This window comes from Streptosporangium lutulentum (assembly GCF_030811455.1).
Taxonomy (GTDB): domain Bacteria; phylum Actinomycetota; class Actinomycetes; order Streptosporangiales; family Streptosporangiaceae; genus Streptosporangium; species Streptosporangium lutulentum.
Window position 1 is genome coordinate 8,842,410 of record NZ_JAUSQU010000001.1, and the last position, 18,031, is coordinate 8,860,440.

Sequence of the window (18,031 nt, forward strand, 5' to 3'; positions counted from 1 at the left end):
GGCGCCGGCAGCGACAGTGGCACCGAGGCCGGGCACCGGCGCCGAGACCGAGGGCCGGGGAGATCCGGAAGCGAGTCCGAAGCCGAGACCGAGTACCGAAGACGAACGGAACCGAGCACGACCGTGAACACCCAAGCCCAAGAGGAGAGCAAGTGACCCGTGTCGCCGCGATCGACTGTGGCACCAACTCCGTCCGCCTGCTCATCGCGGACATCGGCGGAGACACCCTGACCGACGTCGAACGGCGCATGGAGATCGTCCGGCTGGGGCAGGGGGTGGACAAGACCGGCAGGCTGGCGCCGGAGGCTCTGGATCGCACGTTCGCCGCGATGCGCGGCTACGCGAAGCTCATCGCCCAGCACGAGGTCTCCTCGGTTCGGGTGGTGGCCACCAGCGCGACCCGGGACGCCGCCAACCGGCAGGACTTCGTGGACGGCGTGCGCGAGATCTTCGGGGTGGACCCCGAGGTGATCACGGGCGCGGAGGAGGCGGAGCTGTCGTTCGCCGGTGCCACCCGCGGCCTGGTGCGGCTCTCACCCGAGACCGGCCTGCCCGTCCCCGACGGCACCCGCCCGCCGTACCTCGTGGTGGACATCGGCGGCGGTTCGACGGAGTTCGTGGTCGGCTCGACGCATGTGGAGGCCGCGCTGTCGGTGGACATCGGGTGTGTCCGGCTGACCGAGCGGCATCTGCGCGAAGCGGGCGACCCGCCGAGCGCCGAGGCGGTGGAGGCCGTGGTCGCGGACATCGACGACGCGCTCGACCGGGTGGCGGCGGAGATTCCGGTGGAGCGGGCGCTGACACTGGTCGGGCTCGCGGGTTCCGTTACCACGGTGGCGGGAATCGCACTTGACCTGCCCGAATACGACCCGGAGAAAATCCATCATTCGCGAATTACCGCAAATCAGACACATGGGATTTCTGGGCATTTGTTGGCGGTGACCACCCAGGAACGGGCCGCCATTCCCGTCATGCATCCCGGCCGGGTGGACGTGATCGGGGTGGGGGCGCTCATCCTGGATCGGATCGTCGAGCGTTACGGTTTCGCCGAGGTGGTTGTTAGCGAACACGACATTCTGGACGGAATCGCCTGGTCTGTCGTCGAATCTTAGCGGGATTTGGACAATTCGCTTATTTGGGGAGCATTGAGGACCGCTTCTGTTTTATGGTTAGCTAAACATGCTTTAGTAAGACTTTGCCGTGGGACCCGGGCACAGATGGTGCCGGGGCGGCAACCGTCTTCGAAGCGCGTTTTGCTTCCAAACGAAACGGAGCATCCCCTCATGAATTCCGGACTAGCACGCAAGCTAGCCGCAGCAGGAGCCGGCGCGGCCATGCTGGCGACGATGGCAACCGGCCTGCTGGCCACGCCCGCAGCGGCGGCCAGTGGGTCGACCCAGGCGACGACGGCGGGCGCCTCGTCTGCCACCACGGCGAGGCCCGCGGTTTGGGCCAACACCCCCAGTGCCTCCACCACGAGGTACGAGGGCGCCTGTCCCGCCAAGGTGACCTTCTCCACCAAGATCAAGGTGAAGGCCGTCGACAGCACGACCAAGGTCTCCTACCGCTGGCTGCACGGCGACGGGTCCAAGAGCAGTGTCAAGTCCTTCACCCTGAAGGGCAAGGGCACCAAGACCGTCACCGTCAAGGAGACCGCCGCCTTCAAGCGTGACACCAAGGGCTGGCAGGCCATCCAGGTCCTGTCGCCGCGTGGCGTTACCTCAGGCAAGAAGTACTTCTCGGTCTCCTGCGGCAACGACTGGACCGTCCTCAACCCGCCTCGTAAGACCAGCGCTCAGTCGTGGGTCAGCGAGAGCAACTGCAAGGCGACCCTGACCGGTCGCATCAGCACCTCCGGCTCCCGCTGGGTGCGCTACCAGTGGGTCGTCAACGGGCGCGTCGTCGACGGCGACACCGTCCGCGTCAACGGTTCACGCACGGTCAGCCACGTGATCAAGACGCACGACGACTTCAGGGGCTGGGCCAGCCTGCACATCGTGGGCGGGCCCTCGTCCAGCCGCGACTACTTCAAGGTCTCGTGCAAGGACTGGAACCCGGCCCCGCACCCGCGGGTCTCGGTCTCCGTCAGCGCTCCGGGAAGCTACTACGGCTCCTGCCCGACCACCCGTTCCTTCACCGGCACGATCAGCGCCTCGCACGTCCGCGGTGACGTGAAGTACCGCTGGGTCCGTGACGGCGTCGCGGGTGCGTGGGAGAGCGTCTACTTCAGTGGTTACGGCTCGCAGAGCCGTACCGTGAGCGACCGCTGGAGCACCTCGAAGTCCGACTACGGCAAGCGCTCCATCGAGGTCTACAACGGTCCGAACAGTGGCACCGCGGTGGCCAAGGTCGTCTGCAAGGACGAGAACGGGACCAAGAAGCCCCACCCCCGTCCGGTCACGACCCCGGAGCCGGCTGCCAAGCTCGAGCTCGGCAACAAGTGGTAGTGAGTTCTCAGCTGTAGTGAGTTCGCATCTGTAGTGAGAAAAGGCGGCGCCCGCATCCAGCGGGCGCCGCCTGTTCGCTTCTCCGGCCCTGGCCGCCCCGCGCCGGGCCTGTTCCTGTTCGCTTCTCCGGCCCTGGCCGCCCCGCGCCGGGCCTGTTCCTGTTCGCTTCTCCGGCCCGGCCTTGCGTGGCCCTGCCTGCCCTGCCCGGCTGCTTGGCCCTGCCCGGCCCGCTTCGGCCGCCCGCGCCGGGCCTGTTCCCCGCCTCCCGGGAAGGACGCCCGTCGGCGGCCCCTTCCCCGGCGCGCGGGCCGTGAACCGGAGGGTCCCCGGGCTCGCGGTCTCCCGGATCGGGCACCATCAAGGGCATGACCCACGTTCCTCCCGGATCCGGCTGGCCCGACGACCCCGCCCGGCCGGACACTCCCGTCGCCCACGATCCCGCCGAGGTGCGGGAGCTCGCGAGTGCGAGCCGTACCCTCGCGGAGCTCACGGCCGCGCAGTCCGTCTGCCGGGCCTGCCCGCGCCTGGTGGAGTGGCGCGAGGAGGTCGCGACGGTCAAGAGACGGGCGTTCGCCGGGGAGACCTACTGGGGGCGGCCCATCGCGGGATGGGGCGAGGAGCGGCCCGAGGTGCTCATCGTCGGGCTGGCCCCGGCCGCGCACGGGGGCAACCGCACCGGGCGGATCTTCACCGGGGATCGCAGCGGGGACTGGTTGTTCGCCTCGCTCCACCGCACGGGCCTGGCCGCGCAGGAGACCAGTGTCCGCGCCGGTGACGGGCAGAGGCTCGTCGGAGCGCGCATGGTGGCCGCGGTCCGATGCGCTCCGCCGGCCAACAAACCCGAGCCGTCGGAACGGGCCGCCTGCTTCCCCTGGCTGGCCCGGGAGCTCGCGCTGGTCGCCGGAAGCGTACGGGTGGTGGTCGCGCTGGGGGGCTTCGCCTGGCAGGCGGTCTGGCCGGCCTTGAAGGACGCCGGATACGTCCTGCCGCGCCCGAGGCCGGCCTTCGGGCACGGAGCGGAGGTGGAGATCTCCCATGGCGGGCGTCCGGCGCATCTTCTCGGCTGTTACCACCCGAGCCAGCAGAACACCTTCACGGGCAGGGTGACCGCCGAGATGCTCGACCGGCTCTTTGCCAGGGCGAACGTCCTCCGCGGCTCGTGAACGCTGATCATAAAGAGAAAATCGACTGAAATTTCCCAGCAAGAAGGGGTTTTTGTTCCAGTTCGGGGAAACGGTGAGCACGTTGACCGACCAGGACATGGCGCGAACGGCGAGGGAGACGTATGCTTGTGAAAGGTTTCACAAGCCTCAAACCTAAGGATGGCGTCGTAGTGAACCCCAACTCGAAGCACATCGTGGTCGTCGGCGGAGGATACGTCGGCCTCTACACCGTGCTGCGCCTGCAGCACACGCTCCGCAAGGAGCTGCGCGAGGGCAGCGTGCGGATCACTGTCCTCACCCCCGAATCCCACATGACCTACCAGCCCTTCCTCCCCGAGGCCGCGGGTGGAAACCTCTCGCCCCGCCACGTGGTGGTCCCGCTCCGCCGGGTGCTGTCCGCCGCGACGATCCTCAACGGCAAGGTCTCCAAGGTCAACCACGCGGCCAAGTCCGTCACCTTCGAGCCCAACGTCGGCACTCCGCACGACATCGACTACGACATCGTGGTCATGGCCGCCGGTTCGATCTCCCGCACGCTTCCCATTCCCGGCCTCGCCGACGCCGCGATCGGCTTCAAGACGGTCGGCGAGGCGATCGCGCTGCGCAACCGGGTGCTGGCCCTCCTCGACCGGGCCGAGAGCGACGATGACGAGGCCCTGCGGCGGCGGGCGCTGACGTTCGTCGTGGTCGGTGGCGGTTTCGCGGGTATCGAGGCGCTCGCCGAGCTGGAGGACATGGCGGTCGACGCCGTCCGTTACTACCGCAACGTCTCGCGCGAGGACATGCGCTGGGTCCTCGTCGAGGCCACCGACCGCATTCTCCCCGAGGTCGGCCCGGAGATGGGCAAGTGGACCGCCGAGCAGCTCCGCGAGCGCGGTATCGAGGTCAAGATGAACACCCGCCTGGACTCGTGCGTGGGCGGCCTGGTCAAGCTCTCCGACGGCGACGAGTTCCCGTCGGCCACCATCGTGTGGACCGCCGGGGTGAAGCCCAGCCCCGTCGTCAACGCCGGAGACCTTCCGCTGGACGAGCGCGGCCGGATCAAGGCGACCCCCAGCCTGACGGTGGTCGGGGTCAAGGACGCCTTCTCCGCCGGAGACGTGGCCGGCGTGCCCGACGTGACCAACCCCGGTCAGTACTGCGCGCCCAACGCCCAGCACGCCGTACGGCAGGCCAAGGTCCTGGCCGACAACATCACCCGGCAGCTGCACGGCCGGCCACTGGTCGACTACCGGCACAAGTATGTCGGGTCGGTCGCCGGTCTCGGTCTCCACAAGGGGGTCGCCAACGTCTACGGGATCAAGCTCCGCGGGCTCGCCGCCTGGTTCATGCACCGCACCTACCACCTGTCGCGGGTTCCCACCTTCAATCGCAAGGTCCGCGTCATGGCCGACTGGACCCTGGCGCTTTTCTTCAAGCGGGAGACCGTGTCGCTCGGAGAGATCGAGGCGCCGCACGACGAGTTCCGCGCCGCGACGACGAGCTGAGGTCCCGGTGCCCGGGGTGGACGGTCGCCGGATCGCCGTCCGGGTACGGTGCTGATCCTCGCGTTCGCACCCGGATCCCGGTTCCGGCCGGGAAGGGCCGTGGACACCCGCTCGCGGGGATCGGCCGGCGACGGCCCCCGCGGTCACCGGGGCCGGTCGTCGTCGTGGCCCGGGGGCGGCACGGGCGACGACTCCGGTGTGGGCCCGGCGCCCCCGGGCCCGTCCCGGCCACGCCCTTTCGGCCGGTTCCGCTCGCCCCGAGGCGGCCAGGCTCCGGTCGCCCCGGGTCGCTCGGCCACGCGATCATCCGGTCGGCCCGCCGACGCCTTCGTGAAGGCACCCCGGATCCAACCTCGGCTGGATCGGCTTGACAGTGTGCTATTCCTGGACCCAGTACCAGGAGCTCGGACGATCCATCGTTTAGAGCAGGGAGTCGTGTGACGGATGGCCTGAACAGTTACGCATGAGTGGTCCGTTCCGTATGATTACGGCGCCCCCGTAGCCCAAAGGCAGAGGCAAACCCCTTAAAAGGGTTCGAGTGAGGGTTCGAGTCCCTCCGGGGGCACTTGCTGTGACGCGCGAGATTAGATCGCTGACCTGCGGAAACGTCGTTCGACGATCTAATCTCTCTCTCCGGTTGTCCATCGCGCCCGATGACGGCAGCCGACCGGCGGGAAGGGCCTCGCGCCGAATATGGACTCAGCTTTATCACAAGCGGCTAACAGTCTGTGCGGCCCCGGCCGGACCGGCCCTCGGCTCCCCTTCTCGAAGGGTTTAGCGGAGACCCCGACGCGAGGTTCCAAGAACGTTATGCGTCCGCGTAAAGATACTCCGAGTGTAAGAAACGGGCGGTCGGGCGCGACGGGTCCGCCGTTCCGGGATTTCGCATTGCATTCTTTATGAATGCACCGCCTGGTCGGTGAGAGTATGTTCACCGGACAGGTTTCCCGCCGGACCTGGGATTCAACGGATCTTCGGTATAAAATAGTAACCATGAGGGAAGAGGCGAACCCCGGGCCGGTGCTCGGGGTCGGCACGCTCGATCGGTGGATGACCGGTCATATTCCGGCGACCGGCCGCCACCGATGATCGCCGCTCCGGGGCACGGGACCCGGCGGTTCTCCCGGCCTGGGAGGGGTTCTGTCGCCGCCCGCGCGTGTCGCGACGTGCGGCGGGCCGCTCCGGAGACTTTTCCGCGGGCGGCCGGGCGAAGTCGCCGCGAAACCGGGAACCAGACCTGTGGGTCGTTCGTTGAGCACATCGGCGATAGCCGTACGGCAAATTGAACACCATGGATATCAGCACGATACGGCCATGTGACAACCGATCTAATACGCTGATCGCGTAGGTCGCAGCGTGGAGGCAACCGATGGAGAGTAAGAACCCCATTTTCAGTCGGCAGTCCAAGGGCGGTCAGGCCTGGGGGACGCCGACTCCGACAGCTGAACAGCTTCAGGGCATGTACAACTCGCCGTCGTACGCGCCCCCCGCGCAGCGGACGATGACGATCGACGACGTGGTCGTGCGTGGCTTCATCACACTGGGCACGCTGGCCGTCTCGGCGGCGGCGGCCTGGGTCCTCAACCTCGGCACGGTCGCGCTGTTGATCGGTGTGGTCGTCGGCCTGGTGCTCGGGCTGATCGTCTCGTTCAAGCAGAGCACGAACCCGGTGCTCATCCTCGGCTACGCGGTCGCCTATGGCGTTGCCATCGGCGTGATCAGCCACATGTACAACAACCTGTACAACGGCATCGTCTTCCAGGCGGTGGTCGGCACGGCTCTCGCCTTCGCCGCCATGCTGACCGTGTACGCACTGCGCATCATCCGCGTCACGCCGAAGTTCACCAAGTTCGTCGTGGCCGCGGGTCTGGGCCTCATGGGCCTCATGCTCGTCAACCTGGTCGCCGGATACTTCATCGAGGACGGCATCGGCATCCGGTCGGGTGGCGCGCTGTCCTACGTGTTCAGCATCGCCGTGATCCTGATCGGCTGCTTCTTCCTGCTGCTCGACTTCGACGAGGTGGAGCGCGGGGTGAAGTCCGGCGCCCCGGAGAAGTATTCCTGGCTGATGGCCTTCGGCCTGACGGTCACCCTGGTCTGGATTTACCTGGAGATCCTGCGTCTGCTGAGCTACCTCCGCGAGTAGCGGCCAAGGACAAGCAGAAGAGCCCCGCCGGAGCGGTTCCGGCGGGGTTTTTCTTTTGTCCGGCGGGCGCCCAGGTGAACGCAGAGCAACCGATGATCGACGAACTGACATCGAAGGCCAGGTGTAAGGGCTTGCCATCTGGGGATTCGTGATGCACTGTCGAGCAAAGGAGCCTATCCGTGGAGGTGCCCATGTCGTTGAACCACTCACTGGAGACGCAGAGCAAGTTGATCGCAAGGGTCTCTGTCATCACAGGACGCGCACTCCCAGAGTGGTTTCAAGCTATCGACAACGGCCCGGCTTTCCTTCGTTGTGACGAGCGCGCCAACTGGCTCGCCGATGAGCACGGGCTGACCCACGGCTATGCCGCCGCGATCGTGCAGGAGCACGAGCGGCGTCGCCGTACCCGCTGACCGCCTACTCTACGAAGCCCGCGTCTCCGCCCAGGCGGCGCGGGCTTTCCTGTGCGCGGGTGGAATCGAGCATGATGGGGTCATGGATCCCAATGAGGCACGTGATTTCATTCGTGACAACCACCGGGCGGTGATGCTGACCTCGCACGCCGACGGGCGACCACAGATGTCGCCGGTCACCGTAGGGCTGGACGCCGAGGGGAACGCGATCGTCAGCACCAGGGAGACCGCCGCGAAGGTCCGCAACCTCCGGGCCGACCCCCGGGTGGCGCTCTGCGTGACGAGCGACGCCTTCTTCGGGCCGTGGATCCAGATCGAGGGCACCGCGGAGATCGTTTCACTGCCCGAGGCGATGGACCTCCTGGTGAACTACTACCGCGACATCTCCGGCGAGCATCCGGACTGGGACGACTACCGGGCGGCCATGGAGCGGGAACGGCGGGTGATCCTGAGGATCGGGATCACCCGCGCGGGCCCTGATGTTCACGGCTGATCAGCTGAGGCGCTCCAGGACCATGGCCATGCCCTGGCCGCCGCCCACGCACATGGTCTCCAGGCCGATCGACTTGTCGCGGAAGGCGAGGCTGTTGATCAGCGTGGAGGTGATCCGGGCGCCGGTCATGCCGAAGGGGTGGCCCACCGCGATGGCCCCGCCGTTGACGTTGAGCCGGTCGAGGTCGATGCCGAGGTCCTGGTAGGACGGGATGACCTGGGCGGCGAAGGCCTCGTTGATCTCAACGAGGTCCACGTCGCCGATGGACATGCCCGCCCGGGCCAGGGCCTGCTTGGAGGCCTCGACCGGGCCCAGGCCCATGATCTCGGGGGACAGCCCGGTCACGCCGGTGGAGACGATCCGGGCGAGCGGGGTGATGCCGAGTTCGGCGGCCCTGGTGTCGCTCATCACGATCACCGCGGCGGCGCCGTCGTTCAGCGGGCAGCAGTTGCCGGCGGTGACCGTGCCGTCCGGGCGGAAGACCGGCTTGAGCTGGGAGACCGCCTCGTAGGTGGTGCCGGCCCGGGGGCCGTCGTCCTTGCTGACCACGGTCCCGTCGGGCAGGGTCACCGGGGTGATGTCCTTCTCCCAGAAGCCGTTGGCGATGGCCTTCTCCGCCAGGTTCTGGGAACGGACGCCGAACTCGTCCTGCTCCTGGCGGGACACGCCCTTCAACCCGGCGAGGTTCTCGGCCGTCTGGCCCATCGCGATGTAGACGTCGGGCAGCTCGCCGTCCTCGCGCGGGTCGTGCCAGACCCCGCCGCCGCCCGCGGCGGTCCTGGCCGAACGGTCGTGCGCGTCGTGGAACAGCCCGTTCTGGGTGTCCGGCATCGAATCCGAGCTTCCCTTGGCGAACCGGGAGACGCACTCCACGCCCGCCGAGACGAACACGTCGCCCTCGCCCGCCTTGATCGCGTGCAGGGCCATCCGGGTGGTCTGCAGGGATGACGAGCAGTAGCGGGTCACGGTCGTTCCGGGAACGGTGTCCAGGCCGAGCAGGGTGGCGACCACGCGGCCCATGTTGAAGCCCTGCTCGCCGCCCGGCAGGCCGCAGCCCAGCATCAGGTCGTCGATGGTGCTCGGGTCAAGCTGGGGAACCTTGGCCAGCGCGGCCTGGATCATCTGTACGGTCAGGTCGTCGGGGCGGATGTCCTTGAGGGACCCCTTGAAGGCGCGTCCGATCGGCGAGCGCGCGGTTGCGACGATGACTGCCTCGGGCATGTGGCTCTCCTGGGTTCGTTGCTCACTCCTCCTGCGGAGCGTACCGCGCGGTATGCCGAAAGCCATGCCTCGGGGGTCGATGAAACAGAACTTTGTACGGGACGCACAGGGGCCCCGCCCGAAGGCGGGGCCCCTGCCACGAGGACGCGTCGTGAACCGGGCCGAAGGGGCGCCGCGTGAGCGCTTCCGGCGGTGACCGGCCCAGGGAGCCGCGGGCGGGGCTCAGCCGTACATGCCGGGAGTGTCGCCGGAGCCGTCCCTGATCGCGCGCAGGCCGCCCTTCTCGTCACGCCATGTCCGCCAGCCGTTCTGGCTGCCGGTGAACCAGACGGGCGGGACGCCCGAGCCGGCCACCCGCGTGCCGTCGGCCAGTTTGAACTCGCACAGCGAGGCCACCGAGTAGAAGCCCGGGTTCTGGTTCTTGAGCGGCAGAGGCTTGGGGTCGGTGGCGCAGAAGGACCAGCCGCGCTCGTCCTTGACCTCGACGGCCTGGCCGGTGGGCATGTCGAAGGCGTTGCCCGGCTTGCCGTGCCGCAGGAAACCGAGTTTCTCCATCCGGGTCGGGAAGGACAGCCACCACCCCGAGCTGGGAACCTGGGCCACCGGGATCTGGCCGAGGACCCGGCCGTTCCCGGCGTCCAGCCGGGCGAATCCGCCGTACTGGCCCTGCTGGTCGACCGGGCGGACCACCGGCGCGAAGCCAGGGCTGCCGCTGGGATAGACGCGCACCACCGAGGGACGGATCCAGTTGACCGTGCCGTCGGAGAGCTTGGCGGAGAACATGCCGAAGGCGGAGACCTTCTTCGTCTTGGGGTTGGTATAAGGGGCGACGTAGCCGACGAGGTTGCCGGTCGTCGCGCCGAACGACCAGCCGCCCGACATGTCCACCCCCATGCCGAGTGCCCGCTCGATGGGGAGCTGCCAGCCGACCTTCCCCGTCTTCAGGTCGTACGACTCCAGGACGGGGTGCTGGGCGAGCCGGAGGAGCACCACCCGGGAGGCATCGGACCACTCGACCTCGGCGATCCCGGGTAGTTTCCACATCACCTTGCCGGTGACCGGATTGAGCACGACGACCCGGGCCGTGGCGAGCGCGGTGTTCTCCGACACGCACACGAACGACCCGCACCTTTGGGGGCCGAACGTGGAGTGCACCGGGCGGGTCCACCTGCGGGTCCCCGTCTTGGCGTCGAGGCCGACGAGCGTGGCCTTCCAGCGGCCCTGTTTCGCGGGGCCGACCGCCACCGTGACGGCCTGGCCCGCGCCGGTCTCGACGATCGCCGGAGCGGGCACCCCCATCCCCGGCAGACGGCCCGCCATGGTCGCGGGATGGGCCCACAGTTTCCTGCCCGAGGCGAGGTCGACGGCCACCGTCTCCAGGGTGCCGTCGGGTTTCATTGAGGTCGTCGTGGCGACACCACCGGCGGAGGTGGTGCGGCTGACGACGTTCATCTCGGTGTTGTGCCAGGTGGGATGGGCGACCGGGGTGGCCGCTTCACTGCCGGAACAGCCGGCCAGGGTCAGGACTCCGGCGAGCACCAGAGCCGGTTTCGCGTGGGGCCGGATCACGGGTATTCCACTCCAATGGGGCGAGGGTAACGGCTTCGCCGCGGAGGGTGACCGTGCTCAGGCGTCGTCAGGCATCACCACAGGCCTCCGGCGAAGCAGGGTCGCCCATCGTCCATGGGCGCCGGTTGCTCGACCGGCGACGCGGGTTGCGGAGACCTCGGCCCCGGGTTCCTCCGCGGCCATGGCTGCCGCGAGGTAGATCGACTCACTGCGCCGAGGCTGGGGCTCGGGCCACAGTTCCAGCGCAGTGCATACAGAAGGTAGCACTGCGTAAGCAACCTGTTGATAGCCTTTGGCAGATGGGTGGAAACGATCAAGTCCAAACATCTCGGTGGGGTTTGTGTCGAATTCCGGGCCCAGCAGGTCCGCGAAGGCCACCGTCCGCCCACCCGCCTCGACCACGGCGACGGTCTGCGCCGCGGCCAGCTGGCGGCTCCAGCGCCGGGTCACCCAGCGCAGCGGCTGCGCGATCGGCCGGACCGTGCCCAGGTCGGGACAGGTCCCCACGATCACCTCGGCCCCCGCCTCCCGCAGTCGCCACACCGCCTTCTGCAGGTGCCGTACGGCCCGCGCGGGCATCGTCTGCGTGGTGACGTCGTTGGCGCCGATGAAGACGACCGCGATCTCGGGCCGGCCCTTGAGCGCCTGATCCACCTGGTCGCCGAGCTCGGCGGAGATCGCCCCCGACTTGCCGGCCACGGTCAGCAGTACCGGCCGCTCGGCGATGATCGCCAGGCCGGAGGCGATCAGCACGCCCGGGGTCTCGGCCGGCTCCGTGGTGCCCAGCCCCACGGAGAGGGAGTCGCCGAGCATGACCATCCGGATCGGCTCGCCGTCGAAACTCCCGTAGACCCCGTCCGACGGGGGTCCCTCCATGCCGTGTGGCCGGCCGACGATGCGACGGGCCAGCACGCCCTCGGCGAACAGCAACCCATAGGTGGCCGCGCTCAGTGCGGTGAGTCCGCCGCCGCCCACGGCCGCGGCGGCGGCGATGCGCCGTGCCGCGCGCGCAACCCCGGGAGTCCAGATCACGTGGCGTTGCCTCCCTCACACGGTGCGGCGGTAGCGTTGCCTTAGAAAGCTAGCCGAGTACCCGCCACCCCAATGGGATCACGGCGTTCCACACAACAAGCTGACAAGCTTTGGTATTTCGAGGTGATCATCGCGGTGCGCGTATATGACTCGCTGGTCGAGCTGATGGGCAACACCCCTCTTGTTCGACTTCAGAAGGTTACGGCAGGGGTGCCGGCCCAGGTGCTGGCCAAGGTCGAGTACTTCAATCCGGGCGGTTCGGTGAAGGACCGGATCGCGGTGCGCATGATCGATGCGGCAGAGAAGTCGGGCGCGCTGCGTCCGGGGGGCACCATCGTGGAGCCCACCTCGGGAAACACCGGCGTGGGCCTGGCGATCGTGGCTCAGCAGCGCGGTTACAAATGCCTGTTCGTGGTGCCGGACAAGGTGGCCCAGGACAAGGTCGCGGTGCTCCGGGCCTACGGGGCCGAGGTCGTGGTCTGCCCGACGGCCGTCTCGCCCGACCACCCTGACTCCTATTACTCCGTCTCCGACCGGCTGGCCAGGGAGACGCCGAACGCCTGGAAGCCTGACCAGTACTCCAACCCGAACAACCCGGACAGCCACTACCACTCCACCGGTCCGGAGATCTGGGAGCAGACCGAGGGGCGGATCACCCACTTCGTGGCGGGTGTCGGCACCGGCGGCACGATCAGCGGCGTCGGACGCTACCTCAAGGAGGTCTCCGGCGGCCGGGTGAAGATCATCGGGGCCGACCCGGAGGGCTCGGTCTACTCCGGCGGCACCGGCCGGCCGTACCTGGTGGAGGGCGTCGGCGAGGACATCTGGCCGGCCACGTACGACACCACGATCTGCGATGAGATCATCGCGGTCTCCGACAAGGACTCCTTCGGGATGACCCGCCGCCTGGCCCGCGAGGAGGCCCTGCTCGTGGGCGGTTCCTGCGGCATGGCCACGGTCGCGGCACTGCGCGTGGCCAAGCAGGCCGGTCCCGACGCCGTGGTGGTCGTGCTGCTGCCGGACGGCGGCCGGGGATACCTGTCGAAGATCTTCAATGACGAGTGGATGGCCGACTACGGCTTCCTGACCACGTCCACCGACGAGGGACTGGTCAAGGACGTGCTGAGCCGCAAGGGTTCCGGACTGCCGGAGTTCGTGCACACCCACCCGCACGAGTCGGTGGAGGTGGCGATCTCCATCATGCGTGAGTACGGCGTGTCGCAGCTTCCGGTGATGAAGGAGGAGCCGCCGGTGATGGCCGCCGAGGTGGTCGGCTCGATCCTGGAGCGCGACCTGCTCGACGCCCTCTACCGCGGCCGGGTGCGGCCGACCGATCCGCTGGCCGAGCACATGTCCCAGCCGTTGCCGACGATCGGCGCGGGCGAGCCGGTCGCCACCGCGGTCGAGGCGCTGGAGAAGGCCGACGCCGCGGTCGTTCTCGACGACGGCAAGCCCGTCGGCCTGGTCACCCGCCAGGACCTGCTGGCCTTCCTGGTCAACCACTAGGGGTCCTTGAGCGGGAACTCCGCCGTCACCTCCCAGGCTCCCGGGGGGATGGGGCCGGCGATGAGGCGGCCGCCGAGCGCTTCCACGCGCTCGGCCATGCCCACCAGGCCGAAACCGCCCCCCAGGCGCGAGACCCTGATGTCGGACGCCGACCCGTGGTTGCGCACCCGCAGCCGCACCGTGCCCGTGATCGCCGGGGAGCCTCGCTGGCCACGTGACTCCTGCTTGTCGTTCACCCGCACGCTTTCGGCCCAGGCCCGCATGTCCGAGCCGTCCGTCAGCCTCAGGTCCGCCTCGACCCAGTCGGTGCCGGGGGCGTGCCGGCGGACATTGGTGAGCGACTCCTGCAGGACCCGGTGGATGGTGGTCATCACCTCCGGAGGCAGGGTGTCGTCGGCGAGGCCCGAGCCGATGTCGAAGGCGACCTTGGGGCCGTCCGCGGAGAAGCGCTCCACCATCGTGCGCATGTCCATGAACGTGCTGCCGGGGGAGCGGGCGGCCTCGTCCTCCGCTCGCAGCACGCTGACCAGGCGGCGCATGGAGGTGAGCGCCTCGGATCCGGCGTTGGCGATCGCCTCCAGGGAGGGGACCACGGCCTCCGGTCTCTGCTCGGCGACGACCTTGGCCGCCTGGGCCTGGACCACGATCCCGGTGATGTGGTGGGCGACCAGGTCGTGCAGCTCCCTGGCGAGCTCCAGGCGTTCGGCGCGCCGTACCGAGTGCACGGCCTCCTTACGGCGCTCCAGCTGGAAGCGGAGGTAGGCGCCGATCCCGGCGGCGACGGACCAGACGACGAAGATGAAAAAACCGAAGGCCAGGGACTGGCCGCCCGAGAGCAGGCGTCCCGCGGAGGCCTCCAGCGCGACCACCGACGCCAGGGAGAACAGCGCGCCCCGCCTGATCGGTTCGATCCAGTGCAGCCCGCCGACGGTGAGGATCAGCAGCGACCCCGTCTCGGCCAGGCCCGGCGTGGAGGCGACGCCGACGGTCCCGACGATCGCGGTGGAGGTGAAGGAGAACACGAGCAGGACGGCGAACCCCTGGACCCTCCGGGTCCGGCGGGTCATCACGGCCAGAACGCCGACGACGCCGCACACCAGGTTCAGCCATGTCATTTCGGAGCCGCTCACCGCCGACAGCAGGTCGATCAGGAGCAGCAGCAGGAGCCAGCCGATCATCGCGATCTCGCTGAGCCTCTGGACCCAGCGGACGAGCCGATGCGTTTTCCCCACGACCACTGAGCGTAGGCCGAATGGCCGGCATGTCGTATCAACCGTTCGGCGGAGATACCCGCATTTGGGGCGAGTCTTCGCCCGCGCGTGTCGCGACGTGCGGCGGGTCGCCCCGGAGACTTTTCCGCGGGCGGCCGGGCGAAGTCGCCGTGAAACCGGGAACCAGCCCTGTGGCCGGCGGAGACCCCACCGCTCGAACCGGGCCCCGGACCCGGTCGTGAACCCGGTCGTGGTCCGGCCCCCGAGCCGGGCCCCGATCGGGCCTGGCGGAAGGTGGAAGGCAGGGCGGTGGCCGGGGTGGATCGGCTTTTTCGGGGCCGGGCCACGGTACGGCGGGGCCGGATGGTGCGGCCGGTTTGCGAGTAGCGTGGACCTCATGAGTGAAGGATTCGAGACATTGGCCATTCACGCAGGTCAGGAGCCTGACCCCCACACCGGGGCCGTCGTTCCTCCGATCTACGCGGTCTCCACATACAAGCAGGACGGCGTAGGCGGACTGCGCTCCGGATATGAGTACAGCCGGTCGGCCAACCCGACCAGGACCGGGCTGGAGGAGGCCCTCGCCGCCGTCGAGGGCGGCAGCCGCGGATTGGCCTTCGCCTCGGGGCTGGCGGCCGAGGACGCCGTGCTTCGCACGATCTGCAAGCCCGGCGACCACGCCATCATCCCGAATGACGCCTACGGGGGCACCTACCGGTTGTTCTCCAAGGTCCACGAGCGCTGGGGCCTGCACTACGACCCGGCCCCGCTCGGCGACCTGCGCGCGGTGGCGGCTGCCATGACCCAGAAGACCAGGGTCGTGTGGGTGGAGACCCCCACGAATCCGCTGCTCGGCATCGCCGACATCGCGGCGCTGGCCGAGCTCGCGCACGACAACGGCGCGCTGCTGGTGGTGGACAACACGTTCGCCTCGCCGTACCTCCAGCAGCCTCTGGCCCTGGGTGCGGACATCGTGGTGCACTCCACCACCAAATATGTGGGCGGTCACTCCGACGTGGTCGGCGGGGCGCTCGTCGTCCGCGACGCCGGTCTCGGCCAGGAGCTCGCCTTCCACCAGAACGCGATGGGCGCGGTGGCCGGGCCGTTCGACGCCTGGCTGACGCTGCGGGGTCTCAAGACGCTCGGGGTGCGGATGGACCGCCACTGTGACAACGCCGAGCGGGTCGTGGACCTGTTGCTCGCCCACCCCAGGGTGACCTCGGTGCTCTACCCGGGACTGGCCGAGCACCCCGGACACGAAGTGGCCGCCAAGCAGATGAGGCGCTTCGGCGGCATGGTCTCCTTCCGGGTCGCGGGCGGAGAGGCGGAGGCGGTCGAGCTCTGCAACCGGACCAGGCTGTTCACGCTGGCCGAGTCGCTCGGCGGGGTGGAGTCGCTGATCGAGCACCCCGGCCGGATGACCCACGCGTCCGCGGCGGGCTCGCCGCTGGAGGTGCCCGGCGATCTGGTCCGCCTGTCGGTCGGCATCGAGACGATCGACGATCTGCTCGCCGACCTCAGCCAGGCGCTGGGCTAGCACCGATCCCGGCCGGGACCGGCCGGGGCACCGCTTCGGCTCGGCACGGCACCCTGACGCTCCGGGACCGGGCCGGCCGCCGTGACGATCCGGGAGCCGGGCACGGGCGTCGCCCCCCGGCGGATCGGGCGCGGGGCCTCAGCTCGGGGTTCCCCAGACCATCAGAACCAGAATGATCAGCCAGATCAGCGTGACGATGCTGGAGAGCGTGGCGATCCGTGCGGTCTGGACCTTGGCGTCGTCATCCGGGTTCTCGTTGCCGAGAGCCCGGATGGCGCTGCTCTGGTCCCGGTCCACGATGACCAGGAGCCCCGCGGCGACGACGAAGAGCGTCATCGAGACCGACAGGTAGGGCTTGCCGAGGTACTCGCGGCCCAGCAGCACTCCGAACACCAATACGCCGACGGCCGCGATGGCGTATATCCGCGTGGTCTTGTGCAGATAACGCAGGACGTTCAGGTCCTTGGCGCGGATGAATCTGGGCGTGGACATGGTGGCGGCGGTGACCGGCCCGAGCGCGAAGATCGCAAAACCGAGATGCAGCCAGAGCAGCAGGTTTGTCATGCGCCAGACATTAGTCTGCGGTGATCTCTCTTGGGTACGGCTCGCGCAAGCGTCATTGGCCGGCGGTGTCCTCCTGAATGATCTTTTGAAGACCGCGGCGGCACAGCGGGCACGCATGCTCAGGATTCGTTACTTTCCGGCAGGTGCTGTGGTCGACTTTCAATCCCAGTATCCGGCGCGTTCGCGCAGCGGCGGCCCCCGGTGCGCGACTGGTGATCGTCGCGCGGCCGTCCTCGACATGAATGCTGATCACGACGACCACGAGGGCGATCAGAAAGCAGACGACGATGATTGCGCCCGTTACCGCGACCGCTATCCACATGCTGCTCCTCCGGAGCGACGTGAATAAGCATTTCCCGGATATCGCCCTGTTTCAAGACAGTGCTGGGTTACTCCTCCTCGGCGACCTTCCGCTCGTCGCGACCATGGGGGGCCATGCATAACTCGAAACCGACACAGGTGATGAGCATCAACGCCACGAGAATCCCCGCGACCACCGGACTCACTTCCTCCCGTTCCGCAATGGCGAATGCCATTACAGGAAAGACGGCGCCGATGGCGGAGAAGTTGTCGGGGCAGGGTCACGATTCGGCCAACAAACGCCGTTGGGCGGCAGGAGACGGGCGGTGCGAACGGAGAAGAGCGGACAGGATGGAAAGCGATCTTCGCATTCGCCCTGAGCACACCGGCGAGGTGAGTAGGATCAACAACGCGTGTTCCCATGAAGGGACCGTCGGCGGTGATGCCACGGTCGTGCCGGGCGCGCGTCCGTCAAATTCGACCGATCGTGCTCGAAGGCACAAGGGAGTGCCCACTGTGGCTGTGAGACATGTGGAGCCGTACACCGAGGAGTGGCGACAGCAGCCGGCCTTCTACGTGAGCCGCGTCGTCGAGGCGCTGGGCGACGAGGTCCGCGACTGGTGGCAGGGCCCCTGTGACCCGCGCACCGTCACGATCCTGCTGGCCGGCGACGACGCGCTGGTGTGGGACGAGGAGAGCGGCTGGCGCCGTGGCCGCTACGTGGCCGGCGACCGTGACACCCTCACGGTCCTCGCCGACGCCCGTTACCTCGGAGGCGGTCTGCTGCTCCGGCCCGAGCGCCTCCCCTCCGCCGTCGTCGACGCCCGCGCGGGTGTCGGCAACAGCACGGCGTGGCGGCCCTGCTACCGGTCGTACCGGCACTACCGCGACGGCTTCGACCTCGCACTCAACGGCTACGTCGCCTACGCCGGCGCCTGAGAC

Annotated in this window: 17 protein-coding genes and 1 tRNA gene; 11 read left to right on the forward strand and 7 right to left on the reverse strand. The window is 68.5% G+C overall.

The window, feature by feature from the left end:
- The first annotated feature begins 152 nt into the window (after positions 1–152).
- The 8 genes from J2853_RS39935 to J2853_RS39970 all read left to right on the forward strand — a co-directional run bounded on the left by J2853_RS39935 (position 153) and on the right by J2853_RS39970 (position 8,149).
- The gene (locus tag J2853_RS39935; RefSeq protein ID WP_307566490.1) at positions 153–1,112 is read left to right on the forward strand and encodes a Ppx/GppA phosphatase family protein; all 960 of its coding nucleotides are present in this window, start codon (positions 153–155) and stop codon (positions 1,110–1,112) included.
- Positions 1,113–1,283: 171 nt separating this feature from the next.
- Positions 1,284–2,447 carry a hypothetical protein gene (locus J2853_RS39940; RefSeq protein ID WP_307566492.1) on the forward strand — a complete coding sequence of 388 codons (1,164 nt, stop codon included), beginning with the start codon at positions 1,284–1,286 and terminating at the stop codon, positions 2,445–2,447.
- A 365-nt stretch (positions 2,448–2,812) separates the two neighbouring features.
- A complete protein-coding gene (locus J2853_RS39945; protein WP_307566494.1) occupies positions 2,813–3,610 on the forward strand; it encodes a uracil-DNA glycosylase in 798 nt (265 codons plus the stop codon).
- Between the two features lie 170 nt (positions 3,611–3,780).
- Positions 3,781–5,097, forward strand: a complete 1,317-nt coding sequence (locus J2853_RS39950; protein ID WP_307566495.1) for an NAD(P)/FAD-dependent oxidoreductase — start codon at positions 3,781–3,783, stop codon at positions 5,095–5,097.
- Between the two features lie 492 nt (positions 5,098–5,589).
- Positions 5,590–5,662: transfer RNA gene (locus J2853_RS39955), tRNA-Leu, on the forward strand.
- A gap of 804 nt (positions 5,663–6,466) precedes the next feature.
- On the forward strand, positions 6,467–7,243 hold the full coding sequence (locus tag J2853_RS39960) for a Bax inhibitor-1/YccA family protein (protein WP_307566497.1): 777 nt from the start codon (positions 6,467–6,469) through the stop codon (positions 7,241–7,243).
- A 191-nt stretch (positions 7,244–7,434) separates the two neighbouring features.
- A complete protein-coding gene (locus J2853_RS39965) occupies positions 7,435–7,656 on the forward strand; it encodes a DUF4287 domain-containing protein (protein ID WP_307568974.1) in 222 nt (73 codons plus the stop codon).
- An 82-nt stretch (positions 7,657–7,738) separates the two neighbouring features.
- Positions 7,739–8,149 (forward strand): PPOX class F420-dependent oxidoreductase, encoded by a 411-nt coding sequence (locus J2853_RS39970; protein ID WP_307566498.1) that lies wholly within the window; start codon positions 7,739–7,741, stop codon positions 8,147–8,149.
- Here the strand turns inward: J2853_RS39970 and J2853_RS39975 are convergent, their stop codons facing one another.
- From J2853_RS39975 to J2853_RS39985, 3 genes are all read right to left on the reverse strand, one after another.
- Positions 8,150–9,370 carry an acetyl-CoA C-acetyltransferase gene (locus tag J2853_RS39975; protein ID WP_307566499.1) on the reverse strand — a complete coding sequence of 407 codons (1,221 nt, stop codon included), beginning with the start codon at positions 9,368–9,370 and terminating at the stop codon, positions 8,150–8,152.
- 222 nt (positions 9,371–9,592) lie between these two features.
- Positions 9,593–10,939 carry an outer membrane protein assembly factor BamB family protein gene (locus J2853_RS39980; RefSeq protein WP_307566500.1) on the reverse strand — a complete coding sequence of 449 codons (1,347 nt, stop codon included), beginning with the start codon at positions 10,937–10,939 and terminating at the stop codon, positions 9,593–9,595.
- A 57-nt stretch (positions 10,940–10,996) separates the two neighbouring features.
- Entirely contained in the window at positions 10,997–11,971 is a 975-nt protein-coding gene (locus tag J2853_RS39985; protein WP_307566501.1) for an SGNH/GDSL hydrolase family protein, read from the reverse strand.
- A gap of 135 nt (positions 11,972–12,106) precedes the next feature.
- Between J2853_RS39985 and J2853_RS39990 the strand changes: the two genes are divergently transcribed.
- Entirely contained in the window at positions 12,107–13,477 is a 1,371-nt protein-coding gene (locus J2853_RS39990) for a cystathionine beta-synthase (protein WP_307566502.1), read from the forward strand.
- Here J2853_RS39990 and J2853_RS39995 read toward each other — a convergent pair.
- Positions 13,474–14,709, reverse strand: coding sequence for a sensor histidine kinase (locus tag J2853_RS39995; RefSeq protein ID WP_307566503.1), 1,236 nt, complete (start codon positions 14,707–14,709; stop codon positions 13,474–13,476). The two genes, J2853_RS39990 and J2853_RS39995, sit on opposite strands and share 4 nt — an antisense overlap.
- 376 nt (positions 14,710–15,085) lie before the next feature.
- On the opposite strand from J2853_RS39995, the gene J2853_RS40000 reads away from it, so the two are divergent.
- A complete protein-coding gene (locus tag J2853_RS40000; protein WP_307566505.1) occupies positions 15,086–16,225 on the forward strand; it encodes a cystathionine gamma-synthase in 1,140 nt (379 codons plus the stop codon).
- 138 nt (positions 16,226–16,363) lie between these two features.
- Here the strand turns inward: J2853_RS40000 and J2853_RS40005 are convergent, their stop codons facing one another.
- The 3 genes from J2853_RS40005 to J2853_RS40015 form a co-directional block, all read right to left on the reverse strand.
- Positions 16,364–16,789, reverse strand: coding sequence for a hypothetical protein (locus J2853_RS40005; protein WP_307566507.1), 426 nt, complete (start codon positions 16,787–16,789; stop codon positions 16,364–16,366).
- A gap of 52 nt (positions 16,790–16,841) precedes the next feature.
- Positions 16,842–17,111 carry a hypothetical protein gene (locus tag J2853_RS40010; protein WP_307566509.1) on the reverse strand — a complete coding sequence of 90 codons (270 nt, stop codon included), beginning with the start codon at positions 17,109–17,111 and terminating at the stop codon, positions 16,842–16,844.
- Positions 17,112–17,178: 67 nt separating this feature from the next.
- Positions 17,179–17,325 carry a hypothetical protein gene (locus J2853_RS40015; RefSeq protein ID WP_307566511.1) on the reverse strand — a complete coding sequence of 49 codons (147 nt, stop codon included), beginning with the start codon at positions 17,323–17,325 and terminating at the stop codon, positions 17,179–17,181.
- A 280-nt stretch (positions 17,326–17,605) separates the two neighbouring features.
- Here J2853_RS40015 and J2853_RS40020 point away from each other — a divergent pair, with 280 nt between their 5' ends.
- A complete protein-coding gene (locus tag J2853_RS40020) occupies positions 17,606–18,028 on the forward strand; it encodes a DUF6292 family protein (protein WP_307566513.1) in 423 nt (140 codons plus the stop codon).
- The last annotated feature ends 3 nt before the right edge of the window (positions 18,029–18,031 follow it).